Here is a 24,810-nt window from a genome sequence, read left to right as displayed (position 1 = left end):
TCCCTCTCTCCCACACGGACCTTCACGAAGTGCTGTCGCTTCTCAAGCGCTACCGAACGCTTCTCATCGTGGGCGTGCTCTTGCTCTACCCGTTCGGGGCTTTCCTGACGACGGGGCGGCGCGGGCGGGACCCCAATTTCGTGGACCGGGCGGTCATTGGCTTGACCGCCCCCTTGCAGCGCGGACTGATAGGCCTCATCGACGGGGTCAAAGCCGTGGTGTTTGGCTACATCGACCTGCGCGAGGTACGGCAGGAGAACGAGCAACTGCGCTCGGAGAACCTGCAGCTGCGGGCCGCCGTGCAGGCGCTGGGCGAGGCCCGGGTGGAGAACGAGCGGCTGCGAGGCCTGCTCTCCTATGCCGAGGCGGTGCCAGGGCCGGAGATCGCCGCGCGGGTCATCGGGGTGAACCCGGTGGCCAAGCTGCTGTCGGTGCGAATCAACCGGGGCGAGACGGACGGGGTGTTCCGCGGCATGTCCGTGGTGACGCCGGACGGCATCGTCGGCCAGGTGGTGCGCACCACGGGCGGCTGGGCGGACGTGGCCTTGGTGACGGACGCGCAGAGCCGAGTGGGTGTGCGGGTGCAGCGCTCGAGGGCGCGAGGGACGGCGGCCGGTGAGGGCAAGGGTCCGCTGCGGCTGGAGAACATGCTGCGCACCGAGGATGTCCAGGTGGGAGACCTCATCATCACCTCTGGCACGGACGGCGTGTATCCGCCTGGGCTGGTGGTGGGGAAGGTGACTCAACTGGAGAAGACGGAGCACGGCATGTTCCTGGGCGGAGACATCGAGCCCGCAGTGGACACCACGCGGCTGGAAGAGGTGCTCGTGCGTGGCAACCCCTTTGGTGCCCTGGTCCAGGGGTCGGCGGGTGGTTCCGGAGGTGAGCGTTAGATGAAGTTCTTGGTCACCATCGGACTGGCGTTGTTGCTGCTCACCCTGGAGTCGGTGGTGGTGCAGCAGCTGGGCCTGGCCATCAGCCGCATCGACGTGACGGTGGTGCTGGTGGCCTTCCTGGCGGTGCGCGCCAATACCTTGGAAGGCGCCGTCTCCTCCTTCTCCGTGGGCTACCTGCTCGACTTGATGAGCGGTCAGCCGACGGGCCTCTTCACCTTCCTGGCCGTCTTCACCTTCCTGGTGGGCAAGCTGGTGGTGAGCCTGGTGGAAGTGCGCAGCCGCGCGGCCTTCGTCCTCTTCGCCATGGGCGCGGACGCGGGCCACGGCATGCTGGCGAGCTTCTTCACCTGGCTCACCACGAAGGAAGGCTCGCTGGCGCTGTTGCCGGGCCTGCCCTTGCAGGTGACGCTCACTGGCATCGCGGCTGTGTTCCTCTATCCTTTGTTGCGGCGCTTTGAGGCGTCGCAGGACCGTTCCTCTTCCGCGGGGTTGCTGCGTTGACGCCTCCGACGCTGTCCGAGACGACTCCCGGGCGCGATCTCAAGCGCCGCTTTGTGTGGGTGGGCCTGGCCATGGTGGCCGGGCTGGTGGCGCTCGCCGTCCAGCTCTACCGCCTCCAGATTACCCAGGGCGAGGAGTACGCCGCCAAGAGCGTGGCGAACTTCGTGAAGGAGGTGCGCCTGCGCGCGGACCGCGGCCTCATCAAGGACCGGCGCGGCACCATCCTGGTGGACAGCCGTCCCTCCTTCGACGCCTTCGTCACGCCTGCCTTCTGCACCAACTGCGCGGAGGAGGTGCTGCCGCGCCTGGGCGAGCTGCTCGGGTGGGACGAGGTCTCGCGCAAGAAGGTGGAGGATCAGGTCCGTCTGGCGCGGCGTACGGCGCCCTTCCAGCCGTTGCCGGTTCGCATCGACCTGACGCGTGACGAGTACGATCGCATCAACGCCCGCCGCGACATGCTGGACGGCGTGGAAGTGGTGCCCGTGCCTCACCGCAACTACCGCACCGGGAGCGTGCTGTCGCACGTGCTCGGGTACATGAACGAGATCACCACGGATGAGCTCGAGAAGCTCAAGTCCGAGGGGGCTCACTACGCGCTGGGCGACTACATCGGCCGGCGCGGCCTGGAGCGCTACTTCGAGTCCACGCTGCGCGGCACGGACGGCGTGCGTAAGGAAGTCGTCAACGCGCGCGGACGAATCATCGAGGAGTTCAGCGACAAGCTGGGCAAGGAAGCGGTGGTGTCGTCGCGGCCGGGCAACAACCTGATGCTGTCCATCGACATGCGGTTGCAGGAGGAGGCCGAGCGCGCCTTCCCCGCCGCCGCGGGTGCGGTGGTGGCGGTGGACGTGAAGACGGGCTTCATCCGCGCGGTGGTGTCGCGCCCGGGGTTTGATCCCAACCTGCTCACGGGCCGCATCACCCCGGCGCAGATGGCCTCGCTGGCGAAGGATCCGCTGCAGCCGATGATCAACCGCGTGTCCGCGGACCACTTCAGCCCGGGCTCCACCTTCAAGGTGATTACCGCGCTGGCTGCGTACAAGTCGGGCCACTTCCGGCCGGATACGGTGGTGAATTGCTCGGGCAGCTACCGGCTGGGTGCTCGCAGCTGGCGCTGCCACAAGGACAGTGGCCACGGACCGGTGAACGGCAAGACGGCGCTGCAGTACTCGTGTGACAGCTGGTTCTACAAGGTGGCCGATACCATCGGGTTGGATCCCATCGCCGAGATGGGCAAGGCCCTGGGCCTGGGCCAGCCGACGGGCATCGGCGTGCTCGCCGAGGTGCCGGGCATCATGCCGTCCAGCGAGTACCACAACAAGCTGTCCCCGGGTGGCTACACCAAGGGCATGGCGCTCAACAGCTCCATGGGGCAGGGTGACGTCAACGTCACGCCGCTGCAGCTCGCCCTGGTGTACGCGGCCATCGGCAACGGCGGCACGCTGTTCAAGCCGCAGCTCGTCGAGCGGATCGAGGGCCTGGACGGCGAGGTGGTGAAGAGCTTCGAGCCGCAGGTGGTGAACAAGGTGGACATCCCCGAGGCGCACCGGAGTGCGGTGATGGAGGGACTGATCGCCACCGCGATGGTGCCGGGTGGTACGGCCTACCGGGCGATGGTGCAGGCGGGGTTGAAGGATCTGGGGGTCTCGGTGGCGGGAAAGACGGGCACCGCGCAGGTGGTCACCATCGGCGCGGTGCGCCTCAAGACGCACCAGATGGACTTCTTCCAGCGTGACCACGCGTGGTTCGCGGCGCTCGCGCCCGCTGAGGATCCGGAGATTGCCGTGGTGGTGCTCAACGAGCACGGTGGTCACGGTGGTGTGGATGCTGCGCCCACCGGCATGGCGGTCATCAGGAAGTACTTCGAGCTGAAGAAGGAGGATGCGGCCAACCCGCCGCCTCGCCAGAACACGCCCTACGTCTCGACGCTGCCCGCGGCGCCGAGCCTGGACGACGTCGCGCTCACCCGGGGGACCCAGGTGGCTGGAGGGGACGATGCAACTTCGGATTGAGCGGCGAATGGTGCCCCACATCCCGTGGGGACTCATCTTCAGCGTGCTCGCGGTGGCGGGGCTGGGCATCTTCAACCTGGCCTCGGCCTCGCGCGCGCAGTCCTCGCCTGTGTGGACGAGCCAGGCCATCTACCTGGGCGTCAGCCTGGTGGCCGGAATCATCGTGTGTCTGGTGGACTACCGCGTCCTCCAGCGCATGGCGCTGCCCATCTACATCCTCAACATCCTGGCGCTGCTCGCGCTGCGCGTCATTGGCCACAAGGCCAAGGGCGCCGAGAGCTGGTTCGTCCTGGGCCCCATCCGCATCCAGCCCGCCGAGTTCATGAAGATCGGCGTGCTGCTGATGTTGGCCAAGGTCTACCACGACGACTTCAAGCCTGGAGACGGCTCTTACGGCCTCAAGCGCCTGGTGAAGCCGGTGGCGGTGGTGATGGTGCCCTTCGTGCTGGTGCTGGTGCAGCCGGACCTGGGCACCGCGCTGATGATCTTCCTGTCCTCGCTCACCGTCATCCTGTTCGGCAAGGTGCGCTGGTACCTGGTGGCCATCATGGTGGCGGGGATCCTCGCCGGGGCGATCGTCATCTGGAACGACTACGTGCGGGACGTGCCCGAGCCGCGCACCACCATCGTCCGGCACCTGCTCAAGGCGCACCAGAGCAAGCGCATCTCCGGGTGGTTGGATCCCGAGTCGGACCTGCGCGGCAGCGGCTACCACGCGGCCCAGTCGAAGATCGCCGTGGGCTCCGGCGGCCTTCATGGCAAGGGGTGGAAGGAGGGGACCCAGACGGGCCTGTCCTTCCTCCCCGAGCAGCACACGGACTTCATCTTCTCCGTGTGGGCCGAGGAGCACGGCTACATCATGTGCGTGCTCCTCCTGGTGCTCTACGGCCTCGTCTTCACCTTGGGGCTAGGGGTGGGCTTCAACGCCCGAGACAGGTTCGGCGCCTTCGTGGCGGTAGGCGTGGTGGCCATGCTCTTCTGGCAGGTGTTCGAGAACATCGGCATGGTCATCGGCCTGCTGCCGGTGACGGGCATCACCCTGCCGCTGCTGAGCTACGGCGGCTCCTCGTTGGTCAGCGTCATGCTCAGCATCGGGCTGCTGGTGAACATCAGCATGCGTCGCCACATGTTCTGAGCCCTCGCTGCTCCGGCCGTGGCGCTACAGCCCGCGGCCGGTGAGGATGAGGGTGACCACGGTGAAGTAGATGACCACGCCGGTGACGTCCACCAGCGTGGCCACGAAGGGCGCCGAGGCGGTGGCGGGATCCAACCCGCAGCGCCGCAGCAGGAAGGGCAGCATCGAGCCGCACAGCGTGCCGAACGTCACCACGCCCAGCACGCTCAGTCCCACGGCCACGCCGACCCAGGCGAAGTGGGGGCCATAGAGGATCTCGTGCTGCGGCCACACGAGGATGCGCAAGAGGCCCAGCAGCCCCAGGAAGAGGCCCAGCGCCACGCCACTGACGACCTCGCGCATGGCGACCTTCCACCAGTCCTTCAGCGTCACGTCGCGCACCGCCAGCGCGCGGATGATGAGCGAGGTGGCCTGCGAGCCCGAGTTGCCTCCCGAGGAGATGATGAGGGGCACGAAGGCACTCAGGAACACCGCCTGGGCGATGGCGTCCTGGTAGTGGGCCATGGCCGTGGCCGTGAACATCTGCCCCACGAAGAGCACCGTCAGCCAACCCACGCGCTTGCGCAGCATCTCCACGATGCCGCTGTCCAGGTAGGGCGCCTCCAGGGCCTCCATACCGCCGATGCGCTGGATGTCTTCGGTGGCCTCTTCCTCGGCCGCGTCGAGCACGTCGTCCACCGTGATGATGCCCACCAGCACGCCCTGAGAGTCCGTCACCGGCAGCGCCACCCGGTCGTACTTCTCGAACATGCTGATGAACTCCTCGCGGTCCGCCGTGGCCGGGATGCTCACCAGCTGCCTGTCGTGGATGTCCGTCACCTTCGTCTTCGGGTCGGCCAGCACCAGCGAGGCCAGCCGCACGTCGTCCAGCAGCCGGCCCTTCTCGTCCACGATGTAGAGCACGTGCAGCGTCTCGCGGCCTTGCCCATGGGAGCGCACGTACTCGAGGGCCTCACCCGCTGTCAGGTTCCCCGGAATGGTGAGGTACTCCGGCGTCATGTACCGGCCGGCGCTCTTCTCCGGGTAGCCCAGCAGGTTGCGGGCGACCTTCAGCTCCCCCGGCGACAGCGAGGTGAGCAGCCGCTTCGTCACCTCGGCTGGCAGCTCCTCGAGCAGGCGCGTGCGGTCGTCTGGCGCCATCTCGTCCAGCAGGTTCTTCAGCTGCTCCTTGCCCAGCGTCCCGACAATCTCCGTCTGCTGGTGGGGGGGCAGGTACTCGAAGACGAGCGCCGCCGTGTCTCGCGGCAGCAGCCGGAAGATGATGCCGCTCTCGTCCGCGGGCAGATCCTCGATGACCTCGGCCATGTCTGCCGGATCCATGTCCGAGAAGGCATCCCGCAAGGAATTCCAATCCTTGGCGGCGATAAGCGCGTCGAACTCGGGCTTCAGGAGGTTTCCCAGCATGCAATCTCCGCGCGCGGACGGGCGCGCGCATGGTGTATGAAACGCGCCGGTTGGGGTATGGAAATCTGTCCATGCCCCCCGGAGGTGAAGATGGACAGGAAGGGCTCCCGGAAGAAGGCTTCCTCGCAGGCGGATGACACCTCGGTCACGGAGGCAGCCCCTCCAGCGGCCCCGCGGACGGAGGTGGCCGCGCGTCCCGAGCCGGCCCGGCGGGTGGAGCCCCCCGTGGCTCCCCGGGTCGAGCCAACCCGCGCGGCGCCGCCCGCCACTCCCGCTCCTCGTGTGGAGCCGTTCCGTCGCGCCGTCCCCACGCCACCGCCCGCCAGGCCCGGGTTTCCCTCCCGTTCCCCGGCGGCACCGGCCGCTCCTCGCTCCTTCTTCTCCCCCGTCATCGAGCAGGGTACTCCGGAGGAGGTAGAGCACCGGCACTTCCCCCGTGCGCGGCTCGCCACGAACTTCGAGCTGTGGATCGACGATGAGGGTGGTGCGCGGCGCTTCACCGCCACCCTGCGCTCGGCCAACGTGAGCGTGGGCGGGGCCTTCCTGGAAAGCACCTTCTTCCTGCCCATGGACACCGAGTTCCGGGTGCGCTTCTCGCTCGAGGAGGGGGCGGCGCCCGTGGAGGCTCGTGCCCGCATCGTGCGCGAGCAGCGTCCTCGCCGGGAGGACGAGCCCACCGGTTTCGGCATCCGCTTCGAGGAGTTCTACGCTCAGACGGAGGTGTCGCTGGCACGCCTCTTCTTGGACATGCGGCTGCGCACCTTCGCGGAGGAGTACCTGCGCTCCAATCGCGCCCGGGGCCTGCCCAACGAGCTGGAGCGGGTGGTGGACGCGCTCGCAGCGTGGGAGCTCCTCAAGGCCAACAACCCCACGGATACGTGGCGAGGCGAGTGAGCCCCGCGGACTTCGTTGCCGCGCGGAGACCCAGGAGGGCACTCCGCGCGGGACGAAGACGGCTCAGGTCGAGATGGCCTTCTGGAGCGCGGCCTCGAGCTTCGTCTTGGGCACGGCGCCGACGATCTGCTCCACCACCTTGCCGCCCTTGAAGACGAGCAGGGTGGGGATGGAGCGGATGCCGTACTGCTGCGGCGTGTCCTGGTTGTCGTCGATGTTGATCTTCGCGACCTTCACCTTTCCCTTGTACTGGGTCGCCAGCTCCTCGATGGCAGGAGCGATGGCCCGGCACGGGGCGCACCACGTGGCCCAGAAGTCCACCAGCACGGGCTGGTCAGACTTCAGCACTTCCTTATCGAACTCCCCATCCCCGATGTTCATCACGTCAGCGCCTGCCATGTGTCTCCTCCGGCATGCAGGTAAGCAAGGAGGCGCGTGCTCTAGTACGCGTCCGCCGGGCCTGCAAGGACGGGATTTTCCCGCCCCTTTGCCTGCTTAGATGCGGACGGGGCTCGGGGGTCGCAAGCCGTTATTCTCCAATGGTAGATGGCGCTTCGGCTTGGAGCGCAGAGGTGTAAGCTAGCGCGGTGATGAGGCTCTTCCTTCCCCAGACCCAGCTTGAGGAGTGGGCACTGGAGGACAAAGCGGACGTGAAGGACGGGGTACTGGTGGTGACCGGTGAGGAAGGTGTGTACCCGGTTACACCGGCGGTGCACATCGTGCAGCTCGTCACCGGAGAGGACGCCAACGCCCTGGTCACCAAGGTGAAGACCGAGGAGCAGCTCAAGTCCTTGGGTGCCGAGCAGATGGCCGACTCGGTGTTGCTCGGAGATACGGCATACGAAGTGGTCCCCGGTTATGTGGCCGAGGTGCCTTCCTCACCCTCGGATGCCGCCTCGGCCAACGGCAAGCCTGGCTCCGAGGCGGATCTCCTCGCCGCTTTCCTCCTGAACAAAATGGGCTGAGCCCCTCAGCCTGTTGGGTTGTGTCTCCATGAACCACGCGCTGGTCTCCCTCGCCTGCCACGCCTATGTCGTCGCGGCGTTGGTCTATCTGGCCTACCTCGTCCGACAGATGGGGGCGCTCGCCACCACGGGTCGGGTGCTGGTGGGCATGGGACTGGCCCTGCACGGAGTGGCCCTCTTCGGGCTCTTCGGCGCGCAGGGCGGTCGTCCCGTGGGCATGGCCCAGGGGTTCTCCACCTTCGCCTTCCTGTTGCTGGCCATCTTCTTGGTGGTGGATGTGCGCTACCGCAAGCCGGTGATTGGCGCCTTCATCACCCCGCTGGCCGTGACGGTGCTGCTGCCAGGGTTGCTGCTGGACGGCGGGGGCCCGCTGTCCCCAGACGTGCAGCGGCCCCTATTGCCGGTGCACATCACCATTGCACTGCTGGGGGTGGCTGCCTCGGCGGTGGCCGCGGGGGTCGCGGGGATGTACCTGCTGATGGAGCGGCAGGTGAAGGGCAAGCGCTTCGGCCTGCTCTTCGCGCGCCTGCCCTCGCTGGAGTTCCTCGACACCCTCAACCGCCAGCTCGTGGTGGTGGGCTTCATCGCGCTGTCGGTGACGCTCGTCACCGGGGCGTTCTTCTCCAGCGCGGCGCCGGGCTTCTTCTGGGCCTGGCAGTCCAAGCAGATTGCCACGCTGGTTGCCTGGGCTGTATTTGCCGCGCTCGTCAGTGCCCGCTCCTTCGGTGGGTGGCGGGGCCGGCGTGTCGCGCTGTTGACCATGACGGGGTTTGGGCTGCTGCTGGTGTCGTTCCTCTCTTCATATGACTTCATCCATGTCAGCGGAGGTTGGCGCTAGCCATGGACTTCCTCTGCATCGGCATTTCGCACCGGACCGCGCCGCTCTCCGTTCGTGAGCGGCTCGCGCTACCGGAGACCCAGCAGGTGGAGCTGCTGCGGCGGTTGGCCCAGGCGCCCAATGAGGCGCTGCTCGTCTCTACCTGCAACCGGGTGGAGCTGTACCTGGCCGCGCCGGACATGAACCGGGTGCGCGAGGGCGCCCTGGACGAGCTGCGGCAGCTCGGCGGCTCGGAGGCGCTCGAGCACCTCTATGAGCACCGCGGAGAGGACGCGCTGGTCCACCTGTTCCGGGTGGCGGCCAGCCTGGACTCCATGGTGCTGGGCGAGGCGCAGATCCTCGGTCAGGTGAAGGACGCCTTCGAGCGGGGCCAGGGCGCGGGCGCGGTTCGTGGCGAGTTGACGCGCGTGTGTGCCTCGGCCTTCGGCTGCGCCAAGCGGGTGCGCACGGAGACGGCCATTGGCCGGGCCGCCACCTCCATGGCCAGCGCGGCTGTGGCGCTCGCGAGCAAGGTGTACGACGGGCTCGGGGACAAGACGGTGCTGCTGGTGGGCGCGGGCGAGATGGCGGAGTTGGCCGCGCGTCACCTGAAGCAGGCCGGCGCCACCCGGCTCTTCGTGGCCAACCGCACCCTGGCCCGTGCCGAGGCGCTCGCGGCCGAGGTGGGCGCCACCGCGCGTCCCTTCGAGGAGCTCTTCACGTTGCTCACCGCGGCGGACGTGGTGGTGTGCAGCACGGCGTCGCCGGTGCCCATTTTCACCAAGGAGAACGTGGCCGCGGTGGCCAAGGCGCGCAAGCACCGGACGCTCTTCATGGTGGACCTGGCCGTGCCGCGCGATATCGCCCCCGAGGTGGGGGAGCTGGACTGGGTGCACGCCTACGACGTGGACGACATCCAGAAGTTCGTCGCGGAGAACGCCGCCGCCCGCGCCGAGGAAGCGCAGAAGGCGGGCGTGCTGGTGGCCCAGGAAGTGGCTCGCTTCGTGCGCGAGCGGGCCGTGCGCAACGGTGTGCCCGTGCTCGCTCAGCTGCGCCAGCGCGGTGAGGCCATTGCCCGCGCCGAGGTGGAGCGTACGCTCGCTGCCATTGGCGACGGCCTCACCGACAAGCAGCGCAAGAGCGTCGAGGCCATGGCGCGTGCCATCGTCAACAAGTTGCTGCACGAGCCCACGGCCCGGTTGAGGGCGGTGGGTCCCGAGCACGAGGGCAATCGGCTGGCGGGAGCCGCCGCCGAGCTCTTCGGGCTCGACGAAGCGCCCACGCCCGGCGCGGGGACGGCCAGCCCCAACGTGGTGGCCAACGGAGGGAAGGGATGAAGGCTGTACGTATCGCCACCCGGCAGAGTCCGCTGGCGCTCTGGCAGGCCCGTCACGTGGGCTCGCTGCTGACCCAGCTGCACCCCGGGCTGGAGGTCTCCTTCGTGGAGATGACCACCGCGGGAGACCGTTTCCTCTCCGCGCCCCTGTCCACCGTGGGGGGCAAGGGGCTGTTCGTGAAGGAGATTGAGCAGTCGCTGCTCGATGGCCGCGCGGACCTGGCCGTCCACAGCCTCAAGGACATGACGTCCGTGCTGCCCGCTGGCCTGCTGCTGGCGGCGGTGCCCCGGCGCGAGGATCCTCGCGACGCGTTCTGCAGCCCGGCTGGGCTCTCGTTGGACATGCTCCCCAAGGGGGCGCGCGTGGGCACGTCCTCGCTGCGGCGCAGCTGCATCCTGCGCTCGCGGCGGCCGGACCTGGAGATCATCAGCCTGCGCGGCAACGTGCAGACGCGGCTGGCGCGCACGCGCGAGCTGGAGCTGCACGGCGCGGTGCTCGCCTACGCAGGCCTCAAGCGGCTGGGGCTGGAGACGGAGATCACCGAGGTGCTGCCCACCAGCCTCAGCCTGCCGGCGGTGGGGCAGGGGGTGCTCGCCATCCAGTGCCGCACCGAGGACGCCGGGGTGCGCGGCCTCTTGGCGCCGCTGGAGGACACCACCACGCGCATCGCGGTGACGGCCGAGCGCGCCTTCATGGCTCGGTTGGAGGGAGGGTGCACCGTCCCGCTGGCTGGACACGCCACGGTGGAGGGCAACACCGTCCGGCTGCGTGGACTGGTGGGGCGGCCAGACGGCTCCAGGGTGGTGGAGGCAGAGCGCAGCGGTCCGGTGGAGACGGCGCTCGCAGTAGGTGAGGCGCTCGCCGAGGAACTGTTGTCGCTCGGCGCCGCGGAGATCCTCCGTGATTTTGGTCGCGCCTCGTCCTCGCCGGAGTCCTAGAGTGCGCGCCCGTGGAAAAGCGACTCGAAGGCATCCGTGTCCTGGTGACGCGCCCCCGTGAACGTTCAGAGGAGCTGTGCTTCCTTCTGGAGGACGAGGGCGCGCACGTGCTGCATGTCCCGCTGCTGGAGTTGCTGCCTCCGGAGAATCCGCGCCCGTTGATAGCGGCTGCGGAGTCCATTCAACGCTACAAGTGGGTGGTGTTCGCCAGCCCCTCGGCGGTGGATGCGCTGATGGAGGCGCTGCGTGAAGCCGGCACGACGGCGCGTCTGGCACAGGTGCGCATCGCTGTGGTGGGGCCGCGCACCGCGCGCGCCGTGGAGGGTCACGGGTTGAACGTGGCCGTCGAGGCCCCCGAGGGCACGGGTGCATCGCTCTACGAGGTGATGCGCCCCGGCTTGGAGCCGGAGGACGAGGTGTTGCTGCCGGCTGCCGAGGAGGGGCGTCGCGAGCTGGAGGACGCGCTGCGCGAACATGGCGCACGGGTGACGCGGGTGACGGCGTACCGCTCCGCGGCCGTGTCGCTGCCGGCCGAGACCCAGGAGCTGTTCCAGGCCTCACCCCCGGACGTGGCCCTCTTCGCCTCGCCGCGCACCGCGGAGGCGTTCCTCGAGGTGGCCGGGCGCGAGCGGCTGGGTGCTGCACGGCTGGTGGCCATTGGTCCCACCACCGCAGCGGCACTGACGCGGCTGGGGTTGCCGGTGGCCACCGTCGCCGAGCGTCCCACCCCCGAGGCGCTGGTCGAGGCGACCATCCAGGCGATTCGCGGATAGACTGTCGGCAGGGCGGCCAGGACTCCGCCGTGTGTCAGTGCCGGGATGCCTCGGCCTTCTCTTTTTGTTCTTCGTGGCCGCAAGGAGACGCCGTTGCCAGCGCCCGTAACCCCGCCCGCTTCTCCTCCTCCCTCGAGGAGCAAGACCGACTTCTCCCTCTCGTTCGTCCTCGAGGCGCTCGTCTCGCAGCGGGTGCTCACCGCCGAGCAGGGGCAGAACATCCTCACCCGCGAGCAGGCCGCGCGGGCTCGGGTCCTCAAGAACCAGGGGATTACCGGCAAGGACGCGGCGCGCTACGAAGTCTCTCCGGTGGAGATCGTCGCTGCCTTCCAGGTGCCCCTGGCGGATGGGCGCGGAGTGCTCGACGAGGATCGCGTCACGGAGATCGCCGCTCGTGCCGCTGGTATTCCCTACAAGAAGGTGGACCCGCTCAAGCTGGACATGGCGCTGGCCACCCGCACCGTGTCCCGCCCCTTCGCACAGAAGCACGTGCTGCTGCCGCTGGAGCGCGGCCAGGACGGCCGGCTGTTGGTGGCGGTGGCCAACCCCTTCGACAAGGAGCTCTTCGAGAGCATCCACGTGCTCACCGGCATGCCCATCGAGCCGGTGCTCTCCGCGAAGACGGACATCCTCAAGGCCATCGCGGACATCTACGGCTTCAAGCGCACGCTGGCGCGCGCCGCGGATGACTTCAGCACCAACCCCCAGAACTCGCCGCAGATCGGCAACTTCGAGCAGCTCGTCTCGCTCAGCGGCCGTCAGGAGCTGGACGCGGCGGACCAGCCCGTAGTGCAGGCCGTGGACTACATGCTGCGCTACGCCTTCGACAACCGCGCCTCGGATATCCACATCGAGCCCAAGCGCAACACCTCGCTGGTGCGCCTGCGCATCGATGGTGTGCTTCACCCCGTGTACACGCTGCCCGCGGGCGTGCATCCGCCCATCGTGTCGCGCGTGAAGACGCTCTCGCGCATCGACATCTCCGAGAAGCGCAAGCCGCAGGACGGCCGCATCAAGACCGAGCGCGATGGTCGCGAGGTGGAGCTCCGCGTCTCCACGCTGCCCACGGCCTTCGGCGAGAAGGTCGTCATCCGTGTGTTCGATCCGGAGACGCTGGTGCAGGACATTGCCCAGCTCGGCTTCGACCCGGACGAGAAGACCGTCTTCGAGTCGTGGATCGATCAGCCCCACGGCATCATCCTCGTCACCGGCCCCACGGGCAGCGGCAAGACGACCACGCTCTATTCGGCGCTGAAGGCGGTGGCCGGTCCAGACGTCAACGTCACCACCATCGAGGATCCGATCGAAATGGTGTGGGACGGCTTCAACCAGGTGCAGGTGCAGCCCAAGGTGGGGCTCGACTTCGCCGGTGCGCTGCGCAGCATCCTCCGCCAGGATCCGGACGTCATCATGGTGGGAGAAATCCGTGACGCGGAGACGGCGGAGAACGCCGTGCAAGCCGCGCTCACGGGCCACCTGGTGCTCTCCACGCTGCACACCAACGATGCCATCGGCGCGGTGGCGCGTCTGAAGGACCTGGGAGTGCCACCCTTCCTGCTGGCGCAGAGCCTCATCGGGATGATGGCCCAGCGCCTGTTGCGGCGCGTATGCCCGCACTGTGCGCAGCCGACGACGCTCACGCAGGACGAGCTGGCCATGCTGGGCGCTCCCATTCCACTGCTGCCGGGCGGGGTGCGCATCGTGAAGGGTGCTGGGTGCGTGCGCTGCCGGGGCACCGGGTACTGGGGTCGCACGGGTGCGTTCGAAATCGTCAACATGAACAACGAGCTGCGTGAGTTCATCTCTCGTGGGGCCAACCACCGGCAGATGTTGGATGCGGCACGCCGGGGCGGTACGCGGACGCTGCGCGAAGCAGCGGTGCGCAAGCTGGCAATGGGACTCACGTCGTTTGACGAAGTAGTGCGCATGACGTCCGTCGCGTAAGCGCGTTGAGCGGGTGACAGGGAAGAGGGCAGCGGGACTCCGTCGACGCCGAGCGCTCCCTAACTAGGTGGCGCGCCCGGTAGGCGCTACCTTCCCAGGAGACTCGCTTGATGACTTCGCCAGGTGTCCTCGCGCGCACCCGCGCGCATGGGGCGTGCTTTCCGTTGTGCCTCCTTGTCCTGCTGGCTGTGGCTCCCTCCGCGAGCGCGAGCGTGCTGGCGGACCGGTTGGAGCTGTCCATGTACGGCCGCGTTGGGTTGGCCTGGGCACCCAACTCAGGGCGTTTCATTCAGGGCAAGACGTTCAACCTCACGGGGTCTCCTATCGGCGGACGTCTGGAAGAGGGCGACTACCTGGAGCCCACCATCCGGCTGCACATGTTCGAGAAGAGCGAGGACCCGGCCGCGCCCTATGCGGACATGGTGCTGACACCCTCGATGTACTCCAGGACAGGGCTGTTCATCGGCATCTTCAGCAACCGATTCACCGAGACGCTGCAAATCGAGCTGTTCCAGGCCTACGTGGAGGCGGGCAACATCCTGCTTCCGAAGCTGAAGTTGTGGGGCGGCGCTCGCTTCTACCGTGGCACGGACGTGCACATCTCGGACTACTTCTACTTCAACAACCTGACCGGGCAGGGCGTGGGTGCGGCGTACGGCCCCTTGGACGTGGCGGTGCTGCTGCAGACGTCTGGCTCGGGCGCTCAGTACAACTTCGACGTCGACGGGGACGGGGACCTGGATCTCCGCCGCCAGCGCACCGTGTTCGTGGGGCAGTACGTGCACAAGCTGGAGGCCGGACACTCGTTCCACCTGCTGGGGGAGTTCCACCTGCTGCCGGAGCTCCGGACACGCCTGGAGACGGGCGAGGAGGTCGGCCTCCCGTCGGACTTCGGCTGGGTGGCGGGAGTCAAGGCCCACTTGAGTCTGGGCAAGGACAACTTCAATGACCTGTCGGTGCGCTATGGCAGCCGCATCGCCTCGGGCAGCCGCGCTGGCGCGCAGACGTGGGACTCGTTCGGACTGCCGGGAGAGCGCAACCTGTACGCGGACGCCGCTGGCGTGGAGGTGGTGGACCACTTCCTCTACAACTTCAGTCGCCTCTTCAGCCTCAATGCCTACGGCATCCTCCACTGGAACCAGGGGGCTCGCGAGGCGCCGTCACCCCGTTCCCTCGACTTCGCGGTGGGCGCTCGGAGCACCCTGTACCTGGCCGATCAGTTCCATCTCATCAACGAGGCCACCTTCCAGGGCCTCCAGACGGGCTCCGGGCCCATGGCCACGGCGGTGAAGCTCACGCTCATGCCCACCATCGTTCCCTCGGGACAGCGCAGCGTCTGGGCCCGTCCCCACCTGCGGCTCTTCTACACGGTGGCGTTCTATGACGATGACGCCGTGGCCGGGCTTCTCTCTCCCTATCTGCAGACGGTGGGGGCCACCTCTGTGGGGCACTACCTGGGGACCCGCGTGGAATGGTGGTTCTGAAGGGCCCCGGTCCGTGGCATGGGGTAGCGTTCACTGAACAGAGGGAAAGCGCGAACTCTGGAATACCCTCCTGGAGGGGAAGGTTACGCTCCGAGTACGGTGCACCCTTCACGAGGGGGGAACCCATGTCGAAAGGAAAGACCGGGATGACGCGACGTGACTTCGTCGGCTACGGCACGACGGCCCTGGCGGCCGCGGGCGCGGGAGAGCTGCTCGGCTGTGCAACGACGCAGCGGACGGGCCCGGGTGGGCCTGGAGGCGGCTCGGACGGGCCTTCGAACTCCATCGGGTACTTCGCTCGCTTCGGCGTCACCGAGACCCTCATCCGCGAGACCCTGGCCGCTGCCCTGTCGCGCGGCGGGGACTACAGCGATCTGTTCTTCCAGCACCGGGTGTCCACGGCCATGGCGCTCGAGGACGGTGCGGTGAACAAGGCGTACACCACCGTGGAGCTCGGCGTTGGCGTGCGCGTCATCAAGGGCGACCAGACGGGCTACGCCTTCACCGAGGAGCTCACGCTCGACGCGATGCGCAGCGCGGCCCGGACGGCGGCGGCGATCGCGGATGGCCCCTCGCGGCCCGGTCCTCAGTCCTTCCACCTCTACAAGGACCTTCCCCAGCGCTACGTGCTCAAGGCGGGCTGGGATGCCGTGCGTCCCGAGCAGAAGCTGCCCATCCTCGAGGGGCTGAACGCGGCGGCCTTCAAGTCGGATCCGCGCATCTCCAAGGTGACCCTGTCGTTCTCCGATGAGCACGGCGCGGTGCTCGTGGCCGACAGCAACGGGCGGCTCGTCGAGGACGTGCAGCCCATGACGACCCTCTACCTCTCGTGCGTGGCCGAGCAGAACGGCAAGCGCGAGCAGAACGTGTACGGCGTCGCTGGCCGCGCGGGGCTGGAGTTCTACTCGCCCGAGCGGTTGGACCGCATGGTGCGCGAGGCGGTGAGCCGGACCACCATCCTCTTCGAGGCCACGCAGCCGCCCGCGGGTGAGATGCCGGTGGTGCTCGCGGCGGGCTCGTCGGGCATCCTCCTGCACGAGGCGATTGGCCATGGCATGGAGGCCGACTTCAACCGCAAGGGCACGTCCATCTACGCGGACAAGCTCAACAAGCCGATTGCCCATCCCTTCGTGAACATCGTCGATGACGGCACGAACGAGTACGCGCGCGGCGCCATCAACGTGGACGACGAGGGCAACGTGCCCGACAAGACGATGCTCGTGGAGAACGGTGTTCTCACCACGTACCTGCACGACTCCATCTCGGCGAAGCACTACAAGGTGAAGCCCACGGGCAACGGGCGCCGCGAGAGCTACCGGCATGCGCCGCTGCCGCGCATGCGCTCGACGTACATGCTCCCGGGGCCGCACAAGCGCGATGAGATCATCGCCTCGGTGAAGAAGGGCATCTACTGCTCGAACTTCTCGAACGGGCAGGTGAACATCGGCGCGGGCGACTTCACCTTCTACGTGAAGAACGGCTACCTCATTGAGGACGGGAAGCTCACCCGGCCCATCAAGGACGTGAACATCATCGGCAACGGGCCGAAGGTGCTCGAGAAGGTGGACATGGTGGCGGATGACCTCGTCATCGACGAGGGCGGCTGGACGTGCGGCAAGGACGGCCAGGGCGTGCCGGTGTCCCAGGGCATTCCCACGGTCCGGGTCGCGTCGATCACCGTGGGCGGACGCAACGCGTGAGGGAGGCCGACATGAGCACGATGAACACGAACCTGGCGGATGCCGCACGGCAGACGGTTGCCCTGGCGCGCGAGAAGGGGGCCAACGAGGCCTCGGCCACCGTGGTCCGCGCGCGCGAGGTAGAGGTGCAGTGGCGCGATGGCCGGCTGGAGAAGGTCTCCGAGGCCACGACGCGGGGCCTGTCGCTGCAGCTCTACGTCGACGGGCGCTACTCCGCGGTGTCCACCAGCGACCTGCGTCCCGAGGCGCTCGAGCGCTTCATCTCCGACTCCATCGCGATGACGCGTGCCTTGGCGCGTGACGAGTATCGCCGGCTGCCGGAGCCCGAGCTCTACCAAGGGCGTTCGCAGATCGATCTGTCGATCGAGGATCCGCGTCAGGCGAAGCTCACCGCTGACGAGCGCCAGCGCTTCGCCCGGGAGCTCGAGGAGGCCGCTCGCTCAGCCGACACGAAGGGCGCCATCCTGTCCGTCACCACGGGCTTCGGGGACTCGCATCGAGAGATGTACCGGGTCAGCTCGAACGGCTTCGAGGGAGAGTCGCGCGGGACACAGTTCTTCGCCTCCGCCGATGTGAGCGCGAAGGACTCGGATGGACGCCGGCCGGAGGAGAGCGACTACTCCATCGCGCGCTTCTTCGAGGACCTGACCGATGCAGCCACCCTGGGCCGCCGCGCGGGCGAGCGGGCGCTGGGGCGTCTCGGCTCGACGAAGGGTGCGTCGGCGGTGCTGCCCATGGCCGTGGACAACCGGGCCGCGGGCCGACTCGTGTCGATGCTCCTGGGGCCCATGTCGGGCGCGTCCATTCAGCAGAAGCGCTCATTCCTCGATGGGAAGCTCGGCCAGCAGGTGGGCAGCGAGCTCCTGTCCCTCACGGACGAGCCGCACGTGAAGCGGGGCCTCGGCTCGCGCCTGTTCGACGGGGAAGGCATCACGGCCAGGCCGCTGCCGCTGTTCGACGGAGGCACGCTCCGCTCCTACTTCATCGACAGCTACTACGGCCGGAAGCTGAAGGCCCGTCCGACGACGGGCAGCGCCTCCAACCTCGCCTGGAAGCTCGGGACGAAGGGCCAGCTCGAGCTCCTGGCGGACCTCAAGGAGGGCATCCTCGTGACGGGCTTCCTCGGAGGCAACTCCAACGGCGTCACGGGTGACTTCTCCCTCGGCGTCCAGGGCTTCCGCGTGCGGGGCGGGAAGCTCGCCGAGCCGATCGGCGAGATGAACATCGCGGGCAACCAGCTCGACCTCTGGAAGCGGCTCGTCGCCGTGGGCAACGATCCGTATCAGAACAGCGCCATGCGCACGCCCACCCTCGTCTTCGAGGGCGTGCAGTTCGCGGGCATGTAGTCCTGCGCGGGTTCGCTCCCTCTCCCTGGCGAAGGGTTGGCCGGGGAGGGGAGTGCCTCCAGACGACGCTACGCGGGCTCGATGAAGTTGAGCCGGTACCCGTCGGGATCCGTGACGACGAGCTCCTTCGTGAACCAGGGCTGCACGGTGGGCCCGTCGACGTGCGCTCCGTGGGCCCGCGCACGCGAGGCCACTTCGTCCACGCTCATGGCGCCCACCCGGATGCCGATCAACACGCCCACGCCTCGTGGGCCCTGAAGGCCCATCGCCGCGGGCACGGCGACCAGGTACACCTCCGCCTGGTTCTCCCATCTCATGTGGACGAAGGGCGGATCCGCGTTGAGCCGCTTGAACCCGAGCGCCTCATAGAACCGCACCGAGCGCTCGGTGTCCGACACGAGCACCTTCACGAAGGAGGACAGCAGCTGATCTCTCTCCATGCGCGCCGTCTGTAGCACGAGGCCACGTCAGGCGCTCACGCTCACCGCGCGCCGGGTGCTCTTCCTGCTCCGCGCGAAACAGCCCATCCCCGTCGCTGTCACACCGCGAACCCAGCAGGGGCGCTCGAGGGCTGTGCGCCAGCGGAAACAAAAAGGCCCCAGGTTCCGGAGAACCTGGAGCCAGTGAGCTGCACGAGGCGTCGGGCGGTTAGAAGCGCGCCTGGAGCAGCATGTTGAAGCCCAGCGCGTGGGGCTTCTCGAAGCTGGGCTGCGCGATGCCGAAGACGTCGTCCCGGAAGGTCGTCCGGTTGCGGTCGTAGGTGTAATAGACCTCGCCCACCGCGGCGACGCTCTCGGACAGGTCCCAGCGGAAGGTGCCCTTGGCGGAGATGATGGGCTCGGCGAGGCAGACGTCGTTGTCATCGCCGCACGTGGTGGGGAGGATGCTCAGCGTGTTGACGTCACGCACGACGACCGTGCGCGTGCCCGTGAGCCCAGGAGGCGGGTTGTTGCCACCGAAGAGCGGCTCGGGGCTGCGGAACGAGGCCGGCTGCTGCACGCCGACGATGAAGCCCGGGGTGAGGTGCAGCGCGGGGAAGTGGTAGTCCGCACCCACGGCGATGAACATCTCCGGGTTCAGCTCGGTGCCTTCCGGGAAGTCGCTGAAGGGCGGCAGGCCGGGCACCTCGAACTGGATGAAGGACAGGTCGCGGTAGAGACCCAGCACGTGGAAGCGCCAGTAGTCCAACTTGGCGCGCATCTGCAGCGCCAGCGCCTTGGCCTCCTGGGGCACCGTGCGGCCGAACACGTCCGGATCCGACAGCGTCTGCACCAGGTAGCTGCCCTCGACGGACACCGAGTAGGCCAGGCCGCCCGGGTACTGCTCTGGGGCGAAGAAGCGCTGGTAGACGTCCGGATCGTTCTTGTACAGCTTGAAGTCCACGCTGGTGCCCACCGGCACACCCACGTGGTAGACGGCCTGCGCGGACACGCCCGCCGAGTTTACCGGCGCCTCAACGCCCAGCGCGGCCAGACCGGGGACGATGCCCTTCTGGAAGTAGCCGCCGCCCGCCTCGAGGCGCAGCGTCTCGAAGGGATCCCATCCCGCACCGGCCATGAAGCCGTAGAGCGTCTCCTGCTCCTTGATGAGATCGTTGAGCACCAGCGCCGTCTTGGCGCCAGCGAACGCGTACCACTTGTCGCGGGTGATCTGCAGCTTGGCGCCCGGCACGCCCGCCGCGTTGGCGCGGGTGGTGAAGATGCCGCTGCCGCCCCAGGAGATGCGGTAGGCGTAGCCCAGCCGGAAGCGATCCGCGGACACGGGGAAGCCGGTGAGGGACAGGCCCTCGTTCTCATTCCAACCCGGGGGCCGGTAGTTGAGGCGGATGTAGCTGGAGTTGTCCCGCAGGGTGATGCTTCCCGAGGGTTGCTCGAGCAGCAGCACCGTGAGGCCGGCCTCGGTGGTGAGGCCCTCGAAGAACGCCGGCATCTTCTTGTAGAGGACGATGTTGGACAGCGTCTCGAAGCCGGAGAACCGGGTGTTGAAGTTGTCGTAGAACTGGGTGTTCTGGATGCCTCCGCCGAAACGAGCCGTGGGGCTGTTGGGCGTCGTCTCGCCCGCATTGGCGAAGACGTTGTCGTCCGCGAAGGCGAACGACAAGCGGGTGTCGACGAAGTCTCCGGCCCAAGCGGGCGCGGAGAGGGTCATCAGCCCGGTCAGGGCCAGCGTGCGCAGCGTTCTCAAATTCCCTCCAAGGGGCGGCGGGGGGGCCGCTCCTCCCGGCGCCCCTGGGAATGGGGCGCTCGACTCCGGTTACGGCACTACGTCACTTACAAGTCTGGATGGGGCTCGGGCACTGCATGCCTGGACCCGGGTAGCAGCAGACGTCATCCGCGTCGCGCGGCAGCACCATCCAGCGCGGCCGAGCTGCCTGGATCTGCTTGAGGTGGCCCACCACGTTATAGGTGGCGCCGTGCAGGTAGCGGCACTGCTGGGCGCGCTCCGCGTTCGCGTCGTTCTCGTCGCAGTCCACCTTCAAATCCGGCACGGCGTCCTTGGTCATGACGAGCACGCGGGAGTGGGTGTTGCGCGACACATAGCAGCGCGGCGCGGGGACGCTCGGCGACGAGGGCGGGAGCTGCCGCGCCAGGAAGGCCACGAAGCCGTCTCCGTTGTTGATGATGACGTCCTTGCGCGTCTTCGCCGGCAGCAGCTCGTCCGTGGGGGTTGCGGTGACGGTGGTGGGGCCGAACCGGACGTACGTCTCCAGCTCGCACCAGACGCTCACCTCCGTGCCATTGTCGTAGGTTGTTCGGGTCTTGTTGGAGGCGGTATCGGAGAGGACGACCTCCTGCCAGCGAGCGGGCAGCGTGTCATCCAGACCGGCCTCGCGCGGCCCGGGGCCGGCGAGCTCCACCACGAACTGGCCGAAGCCATTGAATTGGGTGAGCTCGCTGCAGACCTTGTTCTGGTGTTCGCCGGCGCCGGTGGTGCAATCGATGTTGCACTGGATCTCATCCTTCTCGTGCTCGGCGGGGGTGCCGCAGGGGACCCACGCGCCGCTGCTGTTGCAGAAGAAGGGCACCTCGCCATCGCCGTTGAGGTCGCAGTTCTTGAAGACCTGCGGGAAGCGCACGCGGTGCAGCTTCACGAGCCCCGACTCCATGCTCTCCAGCTTCAGGTTGCTGTTGTAGTAGCCGCAGAGGACATCCACGCCCTGGGGGTTCAGCTGGTTCCTCAGCCCGCAGTGGCGGAGGTTGAAATCCACCGGCGGGTTGAGCGCCAGGTACTTGTTCCACTGATCCGGGGGCAGCTGGCGCACGTGCTCACGCACCGTCCAGGACGGGAAGGTGAGCTGCGTGGTGGAGGTGAACTCCTGGACAGAGCCGGACAGCGTCCACAACAGATCGCCCGCGTTGAGTCCCTCGGGGAAGTTGTAGTTGTAGACGAACATGGAGCCGTAGCTTCCGGGCAGGTAGCCACTGGGCTCGGGCACGTACACCTGTGCGGCGGGGCTGGTGTCCTCGGGGACGGGGCAGGAGGTGATGTCCGTGACGAAGAAGCCTGACGGATCCGTTCCCGTGACGAGCAGCGTGACGGGCTTGGCCGGCTCGGGGTCCACCTTGCCATCGCCATCCAGGTCCCGGTCCGGACAGTTCTGATACTGGATGGAGCCGGACTCGGGGGCGCGGCCGATGGTGACGAACTGCCCCATGAAGGGCGAGTCGCGGTTGTCGTAAATCTGTGGCGTCTGGATGGTGGCCAGCGAGGGCTCCTGGAAGAAGAGCGTCTCGGAGGAGCCAGCGGCATAGGTGCGAGAGGAGGGCTCCGGCGGGAGCTTCGTCCCATCACCGGCGACACCGCCGTCGGTGTAGCTGAGCTCGACGGGCTCATCCAGTGCCCAGACCCGCACCTCGCCATAGACGTGCGCGGCCCGCAGCTTGCCGTTGCCGCGGCCCTTGGTGAGATTCGTCCAGTGATAGGAGTAGTCGCCGGCGAGGTCGCCCGGCACCACCTTGAAGGCCACCGGCCCGTTGAAGTCGAACGGCCTGCCGCTCGTATCCAGGGCGAGGATGTCCACCAGCAGCTCCACCTGGCCAGTGGGGACGACGTAGCGGCAGTCGTTCGTTCCGCGCACCTCGGCCGGCACCTGATCCAGCCGGGTGCCGTACTGCCTGATGCAGGAGGGGACGACGGAGAGCGGCTGGAGGCTGCCGCTGCTGGCTACCGCGGAGATGCTCTGCACCTTCACCTGGAACGAGCCCACGCGTGCAGCCGCGGGCGAGTCCACGTTGTAGCAGCCGGACACGGAGGCCGCGGTTGCGGCCATGAGGAGCCAGTGGATCTTCATCACTTCACCTTGCGGCCAATGCGGCCGTCCTCGATGGCGTTGGCGACGGGCATCGTGGTCGGGTTCTCACAGAAGTTCCTGAGCTGCAGGGTGACCGAGCCGCACTCCTGGGCACCCGCCAGCGCGTCGCGGCAGTGGCAGCGGCCGGTGTACGGGCCCTGGGGCACGTTGCACGCGTCGCGGATCTTCTCCGGCGTGAGGCCCTCCACGTTGCAGCGCTCGGCCGCGTCCTCGGGGAGCGAGAGGAGCTCCCGGCAGGAGCAGTCACCCAGCTTGCGCGCCAGCGCGTCTTCGAACTCCTGGGCCTGCTTGCAGTAGTTGATGATCTGCGGGCTCACCACCCACTGGCCCTCCACGAGCGTGCCGCAGTGCTCGCCCGTCGAGGAGGTCGTCCGGCCCGCGTTGATGTCGTCGCAGTTGCAGAAGCCCTGCATGTAGCCGATGAGCGAGTCGCGCAGGGAGATGCCCGTCTCCACGCGGGTGGTGTTGCGCTTGAGGACGCTGAAGCCCGAGCCGCCCTTGGCGATGTAGTCGTTCACCGCCACGCGATACATGCCGTTGGGGTTGATGGGGCTGCCGTTGATGGAGACGTCGGTGGCGGGGTGGGCGTAGCAGCGGTCGCCATCCTGACCCTGGAGGCACTGCCAGGGCGCGTGCCCCTCGCGGCCCTCCTGCGGGCAGTCCGTCGCGTTCTTCGACGGCGTGCAGGGGATGCGCAGATCATTGAGCTGCACCTGGGCGCAGTCCATGGTGAAGCGCGCGCCGGAGATCTGTGCCTGGCTGACGCAGCCGCGCTCGGCGGAGCGCTCGGCCACGAAGTCGAACATCTCCTGAATCTCCGTGCCCGACAGGTACATGATGTTGATGGTGTTCTCGAACGGGAACACGTTGAACATGGACTCCTGCGTCACCACGCCCGTGTAGAGGCTGTCGCGGATGCCGAGCGAGTTGGTGAGGGCCATCTCCGCCTCCACGGCGCGGCGCTTGCGCATGGAGTCCGCGGTGATGTTGCCCAGCGGCGAGTCACCGCCCGTGGACGTATTGCGGCGCGACACGTCACTGGGCGCGTAGGAGAAGATGGTGGTGAGCTGGAGGTTGGCGTCCATGCCCAGCAGGTAGGGCTGCAACAGGTCCGTGGTCTCCCGGTCCTCCTGCTGCTGGCACTTCGCGAGCGCCTCGCGCACGCCCGGGGCGTTGATGAACTGGCCGGGCTCCCAGAAGTTGTCCTGGTAGTACGCGCGCATGGCGTCGTTGCACCACATGCCGTCCAGCGGGGAGACGCGGTAGGCGGTGCTGACCACCTCTGCGCCATCCACCGTCCGCTCCTCGTCCTTCGGGACCTTCACCACCACATCCAACCGGCCCACGTACTTGGCGAAGGCACCCGAGTGCGCGAGGATCACCTTGCGGCCACTGGGGTCGGCGAGCTGCTGCGGCGGGTTGAGCACCACGTGCAGGTGGCCGCCGAGCACCACGTCCAGGCCGGACACGCCGGGGATGAACACCTTCACCACCGCCTTGGGGTTGCCCTCCAGGTCGGGGTCGGCCCACTCCAGCACCTGCCAGCGGTCGTGATCGCGCTCGATGAAGGGCCGGGCGCGCTCGTACTCATAATAGGCCTCGTAGCCGCGGATGAGATCCTGGTCCTCGGTGAGGCCCAGGTGGCTGACCACCACGATCAGATCCACCACCGGGCGCAGCATCTCCACGTAGGCGCGCGCCGCCTCGTTCTGCTCCAGCGGGGTGACCTGCAGCGAGTTGCCACCCTCCACAATGGAGTTGAGCGAGGAGATGTTGGCCATGCCGATGATGCCCACCTTCAGGCCCTGGACGTTGCGGATGACGTACGGGGAGCTGTTGAGCGCGGCCTCGGCGTTGCCGGGATCCTTGGGGCTGTCCCAGGCGTAGTTGGCGGCCATCAGCGGGAAGTTGGCGAAGTCGCGCGCCTTCTGGACGAAGTTGAGCAGGCCGGCGTCGAACTCGTGGTTGCCGATCACCGCCGCGTCCAGTTTCATCTTCGATAAGAAGCGGAACTCGGCCTCACCGCTGAAGACGTTGAAGATGGGCGCGCCCTGGAAGCAGTCGCCCGAGTCCAGGTGCAGCACGCGCTCGGAGCGGGCGCGCTCGCGCTTGAGCACGGCCCCCATGCGGGTGGCCCCACCGAAGGGACCCGCCTCGGGGATGATTCCGAGGTCCGTATCCGTCTTCAGAGGAGCGAAGTCGTAGGGGATGAGCCGCGAGTGGATGTCAGAGGTGTGCAGTAGGGTCAGCCGGACTTCCTGGCCACGGAGATCGATCTCCTGGCCCTCCATCACGGGCATGCACGAGGCGCAGGTCAGCGCGCAGAGGAGTCCCAACAGGAGACGTCGCATC

At 67.8% G+C, this 24,810-nt stretch carries 20 protein-coding genes; 14 read left to right on the top strand and 6 right to left on the bottom strand.

Annotation, left to right across the window (positions count from 1 at the left end):
• Positions 1-29: 29 nt before the first annotated feature.
• The 4 genes from mreC to rodA are packed head-to-tail and all read left to right on the top strand — an operon-like array spanning position 30 to position 4,544.
• Positions 30-893 (top strand): rod shape-determining protein MreC, encoded by an 864-nt coding sequence (gene mreC, locus F0U60_RS36810; protein ID WP_395806727.1) that lies wholly within the window; start codon positions 30-32, stop codon positions 891-893.
• Entirely contained in the window at positions 894-1,397 is a 504-nt protein-coding gene (locus tag F0U60_RS36805) for a hypothetical protein (RefSeq protein ID WP_395806726.1), read from the top strand.
• Positions 1,394-3,409: a penicillin-binding protein 2 gene (gene mrdA, locus F0U60_RS36800; RefSeq protein WP_395806725.1), complete on the top strand. Its 2,016-nt coding sequence runs from the start codon at positions 1,394-1,396 to the stop codon at positions 3,407-3,409. Before F0U60_RS36805 ends, mrdA begins: the two co-directional genes overlap by 4 nt.
• Positions 3,393-4,544, top strand: coding sequence for a rod shape-determining protein RodA (rodA, locus tag F0U60_RS36795; protein WP_395806724.1), 1,152 nt, complete (start codon positions 3,393-3,395; stop codon positions 4,542-4,544). Before mrdA ends, rodA begins: the two co-directional genes overlap by 17 nt.
• A 24-nt stretch (positions 4,545-4,568) precedes the next feature.
• Here rodA and mgtE read toward each other — a convergent pair whose 3' ends face one another.
• Positions 4,569-5,948 (bottom strand): magnesium transporter, encoded by a 1,380-nt coding sequence (mgtE, locus tag F0U60_RS36790; RefSeq protein WP_395806723.1) that lies wholly within the window; start codon positions 5,946-5,948, stop codon positions 4,569-4,571.
• 90 nt (positions 5,949-6,038) lie between these two features.
• Here mgtE and F0U60_RS36785 point away from each other — a divergent pair, with 90 nt between their 5' ends.
• The gene (locus F0U60_RS36785) at positions 6,039-6,842 is read left to right on the top strand and encodes a PilZ domain-containing protein (protein ID WP_395806722.1); all 804 of its coding nucleotides are present in this window, start codon (positions 6,039-6,041) and stop codon (positions 6,840-6,842) included.
• Between the two features lie 63 nt (positions 6,843-6,905).
• On the opposite strand, the gene trxA is transcribed toward F0U60_RS36785, so the two are convergent.
• On the bottom strand, positions 6,906-7,241 hold the full coding sequence (trxA, locus tag F0U60_RS36780; protein ID WP_395806721.1) for a thioredoxin: 336 nt from the start codon (positions 7,239-7,241) through the stop codon (positions 6,906-6,908).
• A gap of 191 nt (positions 7,242-7,432) precedes the next feature.
• On the opposite strand from trxA, the gene F0U60_RS36775 reads away from it, so the two are divergent.
• From F0U60_RS36775 to F0U60_RS36735, 9 genes are all read left to right on the top strand, one after another.
• On the top strand, positions 7,433-7,807 hold the full coding sequence (locus tag F0U60_RS36775) for a hypothetical protein (RefSeq protein ID WP_395806720.1): 375 nt from the start codon (positions 7,433-7,435) through the stop codon (positions 7,805-7,807).
• Positions 7,808-7,835: 28 nt separating this feature from the next.
• A complete protein-coding gene (locus F0U60_RS36770; protein ID WP_395806719.1) occupies positions 7,836-8,645 on the top strand; it encodes an inner membrane protein YpjD in 810 nt (269 codons plus the stop codon).
• Between the two features lie 2 nt (positions 8,646-8,647).
• Positions 8,648-9,961, top strand: coding sequence for a glutamyl-tRNA reductase (gene hemA / locus F0U60_RS36765; RefSeq protein ID WP_395806718.1), 1,314 nt, complete (start codon positions 8,648-8,650; stop codon positions 9,959-9,961).
• Complete coding sequence (gene hemC / locus F0U60_RS36760) at positions 9,958-10,899, top strand: hydroxymethylbilane synthase (RefSeq protein ID WP_395806717.1); 942 nt, start codon at positions 9,958-9,960, stop codon at positions 10,897-10,899. Before hemA ends, hemC begins: the two co-directional genes overlap by 4 nt.
• An 11-nt stretch (positions 10,900-10,910) precedes the next feature.
• On the top strand, positions 10,911-11,672 hold the full coding sequence (locus tag F0U60_RS36755) for a uroporphyrinogen-III synthase (protein WP_395806716.1): 762 nt from the start codon (positions 10,911-10,913) through the stop codon (positions 11,670-11,672).
• A 93-nt stretch (positions 11,673-11,765) separates the two neighbouring features.
• Entirely contained in the window at positions 11,766-13,616 is a 1,851-nt protein-coding gene (locus F0U60_RS36750; RefSeq protein ID WP_395806715.1) for a GspE/PulE family protein, read from the top strand.
• A gap of 110 nt (positions 13,617-13,726) precedes the next feature.
• Positions 13,727-15,100 carry a carbohydrate porin gene (locus tag F0U60_RS36745; protein ID WP_395825619.1) on the top strand — a complete coding sequence of 458 codons (1,374 nt, stop codon included), beginning with the start codon at positions 13,727-13,729 and terminating at the stop codon, positions 15,098-15,100.
• A 125-nt stretch (positions 15,101-15,225) separates the two neighbouring features.
• On the top strand, positions 15,226-16,800 hold the full coding sequence (locus F0U60_RS36740; protein WP_395806714.1) for a TldD/PmbA family protein: 1,575 nt from the start codon (positions 15,226-15,228) through the stop codon (positions 16,798-16,800).
• 11 nt (positions 16,801-16,811) lie between these two features.
• Positions 16,812-18,146, top strand: coding sequence for a TldD/PmbA family protein (locus F0U60_RS36735; RefSeq protein ID WP_395806713.1), 1,335 nt, complete (start codon positions 16,812-16,814; stop codon positions 18,144-18,146).
• 68 nt (positions 18,147-18,214) lie between these two features.
• Here the strand turns inward: F0U60_RS36735 and F0U60_RS36730 are convergent, their stop codons facing one another.
• The 4 genes from F0U60_RS36730 to F0U60_RS36715 all read right to left on the bottom strand — a co-directional run bounded on the left by F0U60_RS36730 (position 18,215) and on the right by F0U60_RS36715 (position 24,809).
• Positions 18,215-18,586, bottom strand: coding sequence for a VOC family protein (locus F0U60_RS36730; RefSeq protein WP_395806712.1), 372 nt, complete (start codon positions 18,584-18,586; stop codon positions 18,215-18,217).
• 208 nt (positions 18,587-18,794) lie between these two features.
• A complete protein-coding gene (locus tag F0U60_RS36725) occupies positions 18,795-20,330 on the bottom strand; it encodes a hypothetical protein (RefSeq protein WP_395806711.1) in 1,536 nt (511 codons plus the stop codon).
• Positions 20,331-20,412: 82 nt separating this feature from the next.
• On the bottom strand, positions 20,413-22,437 hold the full coding sequence (locus F0U60_RS36720) for a hypothetical protein (RefSeq protein ID WP_395806710.1): 2,025 nt from the start codon (positions 22,435-22,437) through the stop codon (positions 20,413-20,415).
• Entirely contained in the window at positions 22,437-24,809 is a 2,373-nt protein-coding gene (locus F0U60_RS36715; protein ID WP_395806709.1) for a bifunctional metallophosphatase/5'-nucleotidase, read from the bottom strand. Before F0U60_RS36715 ends, F0U60_RS36720 begins: the two co-directional genes overlap by 1 nt.
• Position 24,810: the final 1 nt, after the last annotated feature.

This window comes from Archangium minus, from assembly GCF_044360475.1.
Taxonomy (GTDB): Bacteria; Myxococcota; Myxococcia; order Myxococcales; family Myxococcaceae; genus Archangium; species Archangium minus.
Note: the sequence above shows the minus strand (reverse complement) of the source record. Positions and strands in the feature narration are given on the sequence as shown.